Raw genomic sequence first — 7,058 nt, 5'->3', positions numbered from 1 at the left:
TCAAATTCCAGAAACTTGATAATCAACAGGCGTGTAAACTTAGATATAAAGGATGGACATTCCTGGTCAACTCCAGATTGAATAAAGGATTGTTTTTTTGTACACTTAATGTCTTTTAATAAGGATGGTAAGTAAAGTGAAGCGTTTAAAAAAGTTTGGTTTTTTTACGATAAGTATTATCATCATAATAATAGTTGCATTTGTTATTGGACTAATTGGGAAAAGTTATAATAATTAAGTTTTATAGCAAATGAAAAAGAGAATATGGCTAACCAATCATTTACAAATATTTTGCATAATAAAATCTATTAACAGTTTGTTATTTTCCTGAATGGGCGTATTGGAATGAAAGAGCTTACTGATCATAACTCCGCCTTCAATGGACGTAACGATAAAATTGGCAATCCTTCTCTTATCGATATCCGGCTTAAATTCGCCTGTTTCCATTCCGTATTCTAATATTTTGGAGACAAAAGCAACGAATGCGGTTAACCCCTTCTGCGCTCTTTCCGTTAATGCCTCATGGGTGTCATCACTTTCAGCAGCGATGTTCATGACAGGGCACCCCCCGATAAAGGGCGGCGCTTCTACGACATGCTCATACACCCGGATCGCAGCAATAAGCTGATCATATGCGCGGGTATGTCCGGCTATCGCTTCCTGAAAACGGTTATTTACAATGTCTACAGCATAGTCCAATGCTTCCAGAACCACTTCGTCCTTATTTTGAAAATGGTTATATATGCTTCCTTTTTGAAGACCGGTTTCACGCATAATATCAGAAATGGATAGTCCATGATAACCCTGAACGTTGAGCAATTCGGCCGTTTTTCGGATAATATTCTCCCGAGTCTCTGCTCCTTTTCGCATGCTGAGCCTCCCTCTCTATTACCAATTCACCCAAGTTACCATTTGAACTATACGATGTCAAGGAAGCAGATTTCAATTTTTTTCAATTGACCGACCGGTCGGTCTCTGATAAGATGAAATCGTCCAAGAGATAGGAGGGAGCGATTAACATGAATGCCGAACTCAGTATTCCAGACAGTTCCTTGTGCACAAAAGCGACGGAGCTTGTCCTGGAATTATCCCCGAAATTTTTGTTCAATCATTCTGTAAGAACGTACCGTTTTGGAGGACTTCTGGCGCAAAGAGAAGGAATGAAGCTGGACCCGGAGCTGTTCTATCTAGCTTCCATTTTGCACGACATCGGCCTGACTAAGCGTTGTGACCATGGTCATTCCTTTGAGGTGGATGGTGCGGATGCGGCGGAGGAGTTTCTTACGCATCACGGTTATCCCAGAGACAAGATAGACATCGTCCGTGAAGCAATCGTTCTGCATACTTCTTTGCTCGCACAAGAAAAACAGCCGGAGATTGCTCTCGTTCATTTTGGCGCCGGATTTGATGTTGGGGCATTCCACATTAAGGACCTGCCTTCAAGCAGTGTACAGCAAATTCTTGAGGCGTATCCCCGTCTTGGTTTTAAGAAGGCTTTTGCAGAGGTATGGCTGTCTGAGGCCAAACGCAAACCCAATATGCTCGCTGACCGGGTGAACAAAGAAATCGGCTTTATGGATATATTGAGCAACGCTCCATTTGAAGATTAAGCGGCTAATAGGCCAGGGGAGAGATCTAATATGGAAGACGTTCGTAAGGTCATAGAATCTAACAACCAACTTTTTGTACAAGCTGTTCAGCAAAAAAACGCCGCGGGAATCACAGATTTATACACGAAGCAAGCCATCCTGATCCCAAGCGGTTCCGCAAATATTCAAGGCAGCGAGGCGATTCATTCTTTCTGGGTTACCATGTTGAACAGTGGACTGACCGATCTGGCTCTGGAAAGCAAGGAAATACAGGCCGGCGGGGAAGATCAAGTACGTGAAAGCGGAATTGCTCACTTAACGCTTCAGAATGGTGAGAAAGAAATTCATCCCACCTCGGGCTATGTGGTTCTGTGGAGACTAGAGGATGGGGCTTGGAAGATAGATATTGATATTATGTTCTAGAAATATATTTGCATGAGACATGAAACATTTGGAATAGTCAAATTCCTAAGAAAAGATATGAAGCCAGCAAGTCTTTCGGTTATAGAAATAAAGACTTGGCTGGCTCCTGTTATTCTATTATCGGCAATGGTTCGAAAAAGACTTTGGGGCGATCCGACATCGATATGTATTGCTACGGGCTTAGGAATGGCCTGCTTGACGATCCATTATCAAGTATTGAGGTCAGGTTGGCTGTAAATTGGGTGTAGTGTCTTTCAAAACGGCTAAACTGCATCTTTTTGAACCCAAAACGCTTATTCACAGAGAAATCCTGCTTCCATACAGGAATTTGAGGCTGTGCTGACTGAATTTGAAGGTGAGTGGGAAAAAACCTGTACTTTCGTAGGTATGCTATAGAACGCGCGTTCCTGCACAGCCAAAAGATGCACAATTTCAGGTATTCTGCATTATCCGGCTTCCATTTGAGAGTGGCCCCGTACACCTGCCTGATTCCACCACAAAAACAAATGGCGTCCAGCAGCTATTTCCATAGCTTATGGGGACCATCGGATAAATCTTCATCCTTCCTCCAGCAGCTCGCGCAGCATGCCCTCGCGGTCATTCATGAACGCCTTGGTCACCGCGTAATGCTCCGTTTCCTCCAAGGTAACTTCCCGGATTCCTTCCCCTTCCAGCAGCCAAATATCCGCCCCCGGATAGGACATTAGAATCGGCGAGTGGGTGGCGATGACGAACTGCGAGTCGCTGCGTACCAGCTGATGCATACGGGCCAGCAGCGACATTTGCCGCAGAGGCGACAGCGCGGCTTCGGGCTCGTCCAGGATGTACAGGCCGCGTCCGCCGAACCGGTGCATGAAAGCAGCGAAGAAGGATTCGCCATGCGACTGCTCATGCAGCGATTTGCCCCCGTAAGAATCTCTGATCCGTGGACCGGGAGAGGGCTGCTCATCGAGCTCGTCAATATATGAGGCCACATTATAGTAGCTTTCCGCACGTAAAAAGAATCCGTCTTTCGGCCGTTTGACCCCTCTGGCGATCCGAAGATATTCATACAGGATAGAGTGTGAAGAACGGGTATTGAATGAAAAATTAAGCGTCCCCCCTTCGGGGTTAAATCCCCAGGCGGCGGCGATTCCCTCCAGCAGGGTCGATTTGCCGCTGCCGTTCTCTCCCACCAGGAAAGTGACCGGATTCCTGAACACCAGCCGCTCCAGTGACCGGATCACCGGCAGTTGAAAAGGATAGGAGCGGAAGGACGGAACCTTGTTCCTCAATAGCTCCATATGGCGTAAATACAGCTTGTCGTTCTCCATTGTCATGCTCCTCCCCGCAAGACTGCTCCGAGCCGCGCTTAGGCCCAGACCCTGTTTCTACCACTCTATCATCAGGAGTTCCTGAAGTCCAAATCCGAGTCCAGGTCTGCATGCGCAGCTTGTACTCTTGCCAGAGGGCATCTGCCAATTTATTGCAATGACGGACAGGTGTCCATGAGGCGGATATCTCCGAAGCATATAACTATACTGTCATCAGATTACGACAGGGCAGGGTGAGGCTGTGAAAGCGAAAATAAAGCAGGAGCGCAAACAGGGCTACCGTGACGGGTACCGCCAGGGCTACCATCTGGGTCTGTGCGAAGCTGTGAGACAGCTGAATCCGGGTTCGGCAGATACTCAGCGTCCCTTAAGGCTAATGTATGTCCCGCAGGGCTTCGATGCGATCGATGCCGGGGTAACAGAGGCGCTGGCCGGGCTCGTTACCGAGCTGATTGTATGTCCGCCGCATGCCATGCTGGAGACCGCCGCCCGGGAATCTCCGGAAGCGGTGCTGGTCATGAACGGGCTGCATGTATTTCCGGATGATCATTTGGAGCAGATCACGGAAATCCGCAGGCGGGGCATTTCCACCGCCATCTGGTTTGTCGACGATCCCTATTTTACGGAGGATACGGCTGTTCTTTGCCAGCATTACGATCATGTGTTCACGCATGAGCTTGGATGTCTGGAGTTTTACCGGTCCCATGGAGTGGAATCGGTACATTATTTGCCGCTGTGCGTTAATCCGGGAATGTTCAATCCCCGTCGCATCGGACCGGCGTATCGCTATGACATCGTTTTTATCGGCAATGCTTTTTTCAACCGGACTGAGCTGTTTGACCGCCTGGCCCCGATGCTAATCCGTCACCGTACGCTTATCGCCGGCGGGTTCTGGGAGCGGCTGAAAAAATTCGACATGCTGTCTCCACTCATCCACAAAGGTTTTATTCCGCCGGAGGAGACGGCGAATTATTATAGCGGCGCGAAGCTTGTGATCAATATTCACCGCCCCTGGGAATCGGGACAGGATAACCGCAATTCATACCGGGTTCCCGCAAAGTCCATCAATCCGCGCACCTATGAGATCAGCGCTTGCGGCGCGATGCAGATTACGGATGTCCGTGAGGATCTGACGAAACATTACCGGCCCGGATATGACCTGGAGACCTTCAGCTCGCCCGGGGAACTGGAATCCAAAATTGAATATTATCTGAAACATGAGAAAGAGCGGCGGAATTTCGCCTTGAGAGCTCTACGGACAACACTTCAGAATCATACCTTTACGGCTCGGCTGCCAAGGCTGCTTTATGTGATCGATGAGGCGCGAGTGAGACATTAATTAAATAAAGGAGCGAGGCACGATGAACAAAGAATTCATTCTTCCGGTCCCGCCGCTTCCCCTTACGCCGGCTGAGCAAGCGAGGCTGGAGGGAAGGCTGAACGGCTTTAAGAACGGCTATGCCGAAGGCTATTTGCGCGGCCGCTTAGCCATTCTGGACGGCCGTCCAGAAGAACCTCTGCCCGTACGCGATATACACGTCATGTATGTCGGTTCCGGCAAAGGCTACCCCTATTCCCCGCTGGATGAAGCCGTACTGACATCGCTGCAAAGCCTGACGGCGGAAGTAACAGTAACGAATGTACATCAGAACCTGGTGGAACTGGTCAGCGCCAAGCGGCCGCACTTGGTCCTTGTGCTCGACGGTATGGAGCTGCCGCTGGAACAAATCGACCAGTTCCGGGGAATGGGTATCCTTACGGCAATCTGGCTTACAGATGATCCTTATTATACTGATTTTACACTGGGTATCGTGAACCACTACGATTATGTATTCACGCTGGAACGTAACTGCATCGAGTATTACCGGCAGCTCGGCTGTGCGGAGGTCCATTATCTGCCGTTCGCGGCTTACCGGCCGCATTATCGCCCCACGATCTCCCGCACGCCGATATCGCGCGAGGTAAGCTTCATCGGCTCCGCGTATTGGAACCGGGTCAATTTCTTCCGGGAAATCATGCCGCAGCTGATGGAATTCAATACGGTTATCAACGGAATATGGTGGGATCGCCTTCCGGAGGCCTCGATTTATGGAGACCGGATCGAGGTCGGAAAGTGGATGTCTCCGCAGGAGACGGCTGCCGCTTACAGCGGTTCAAAAATCGTGATCAATCTGCACCGCTCCCATGTCGATGATGCATTCAACAACAATACACTAGCGATTTCGGCAGCTTCGCCGAATCCGCGGACATTCGAGATTGCGGCCAGCGGAACGCTGCAGCTAAGCGATGTCCGGGATGATCTGGCCTCCTTCTACAAGCCGGGAGAGGAGATTGTAACGTTCAGCACACCGGAGGAGATGATCGATAAAATCCGTTATTACCTGACGCATGAGGAGGAACGTCAAGCGATTGTGCTGAAGGGGCTGGAACGGACACTCCGGGATCACACGTATCCTAAACGGGTCAATCAGCTGTTGGCCACTATATTCGGATGAACCTCCTCCGGGCTCCGGGTCTCCCGAATTATGCTCCTGCCGAGGGAGCGGTTGTCATGTCCGCTGCCGCTGCGGACCTCATACGATAAGTCAAGGCAAAATCCGGTAAACGCCGGATCATTTCAGGGGGCTTCTGTCCGCTGCGGACCTTGGAAAGCGGCAGGGGAGTCTTTCTTTTCGGGCGGCGGAACCGCAGGAGGTTTCTGCTAACGTCCGGGCAATGCATACCTAACAGGGAGGTGAGCGGACGCTCCGAAATTCATCTGTTCGGAAGCGCCAATACGCCAATGGCTGATAAAGCTGCCGTTGTCCTTTTTTCCCATGTATCCAATGACAACAGCATAACCGGCGCCGAAAAGCTGCTGCTGTTCTTCGCCCGGGAATTGTCCTCCTACTTTGACTGCCTGCTTGTCGCGCCTCAGGAAGGGAAGCTGACGCGTCAGGCCCGCCGCAGCGGAATAGCGGTGGAACTGCTGCCGATTCCGCTGGTGTACGGCATGTATACCCCCTATGCAGGACTTGAAGAGGACATCAAGTCGTTTCAGAACGGCAGGGAGTTCAAGGAGCTTCATGCATGGCTGGCTAAGCGGCGTCCAGCCTTCATCGTAACGAGTACGTGTGTACATGTTCTGCCGGCAATTGCCGCCAAATCGCTGGGTATACCGGTGGTATGGAAGATCAGTGAGATTATTACCGAGAACGAGCATACTTCGCTGAGCATCAATGTGATTAATCGGTTCAGCGACCAGATCCTCTGCATATCCCAAACGGCGGCTCTTTCTTTTATGGAGGAAATACCGGCAAGTAAAATCGCGCTGCTTCCGCCGACATGGGATGACAAGGATATGATGACGGCGGCGTGGAGCAAGCTGAGGGGAGAACGGCGGCGGGAGCTGCGTATCAAGCCCGTAAATCGGCTCGTCGGGTATATCTCTTCATTTATTATCGAGCAAAAAGGGCTGGAGCATTTCATTCACATGGCCGTACTTGTGGCAGAGCAGCATCCGGACGCGCGTTTCCTGGTTATTGGCGAGCCGCGCGACAAGGATTACTACAACCGCTGCAAACACAAGGTGAAGCTGGAGGGTTTGTCTTCCCGCTTTCGGTTCACGGGCTATGAGAGATCGCTTTCCGAGTCGTACTGTGCCATGGATGTGCTGGTCGTTCCGAGTCTCGTTCGTGAAGGCTTTGGCATGACCGCGATGGAGGGCCTTGCCTTCGGCAAGCCGGTCGTCGCC

At 50.5% G+C, this 7,058-nt stretch carries 7 protein-coding genes; 5 read left to right on the top strand and 2 right to left on the bottom strand.

Features of this window, described 5'->3' with window-relative positions:
- Positions 1-276: 276 nt before the first annotated feature.
- The gene (locus L691_RS0118235; protein ID WP_025691847.1) at positions 277-870 is read right to left on the bottom strand and encodes a TetR/AcrR family transcriptional regulator; all 594 of its coding nucleotides are present in this window, start codon (positions 868-870) and stop codon (positions 277-279) included.
- Between the two features lie 149 nt (positions 871-1,019).
- Between L691_RS0118235 and L691_RS0118230 the strand changes: the two genes are divergently transcribed.
- Both L691_RS0118230 and L691_RS0118225 read left to right on the top strand, forming a co-directional pair.
- Positions 1,020-1,610: an HD domain-containing protein gene (locus L691_RS0118230; RefSeq protein ID WP_025691846.1), complete on the top strand. Its 591-nt coding sequence runs from the start codon at positions 1,020-1,022 to the stop codon at positions 1,608-1,610.
- Positions 1,611-1,640: 30 nt separating this feature from the next.
- Positions 1,641-2,012 (top strand): YybH family protein, encoded by a 372-nt coding sequence (locus L691_RS0118225; RefSeq protein WP_025691845.1) that lies wholly within the window; start codon positions 1,641-1,643, stop codon positions 2,010-2,012.
- A 557-nt stretch (positions 2,013-2,569) separates the two neighbouring features.
- Here L691_RS0118225 and L691_RS0118220 read toward each other — a convergent pair.
- Complete coding sequence (locus L691_RS0118220) at positions 2,570-3,331, bottom strand: AAA family ATPase (protein WP_025691844.1); 762 nt, start codon at positions 3,329-3,331, stop codon at positions 2,570-2,572.
- 235 nt (positions 3,332-3,566) lie between these two features.
- Here L691_RS0118220 and L691_RS0118215 point away from each other — a divergent pair, with 235 nt between their 5' ends.
- From L691_RS0118215 to L691_RS0118205, 3 genes are all read left to right on the top strand, one after another.
- Positions 3,567-4,664: a CgeB family protein gene (locus L691_RS0118215; RefSeq protein ID WP_025691843.1), complete on the top strand. Its 1,098-nt coding sequence runs from the start codon at positions 3,567-3,569 to the stop codon at positions 4,662-4,664.
- A 22-nt stretch (positions 4,665-4,686) separates the two neighbouring features.
- A complete protein-coding gene (locus tag L691_RS0118210; protein ID WP_025691842.1) occupies positions 4,687-5,820 on the top strand; it encodes a CgeB family protein in 1,134 nt (377 codons plus the stop codon).
- A gap of 239 nt (positions 5,821-6,059) precedes the next feature.
- On the top strand, positions 6,060-7,058 hold a 999-nt coding region (locus L691_RS0118205), incomplete at its 3' end, for a glycosyltransferase (protein ID WP_156934276.1).

This window comes from Paenibacillus zanthoxyli JH29 (genome assembly GCF_000520715.1).
Taxonomy (GTDB): Bacteria; Bacillota; Bacilli; order Paenibacillales; family Paenibacillaceae; genus Paenibacillus_AQ; species Paenibacillus_AQ zanthoxyli.
Note: the sequence above shows the minus strand (reverse complement) of the source record. Positions and strands in the feature narration are given on the sequence as shown.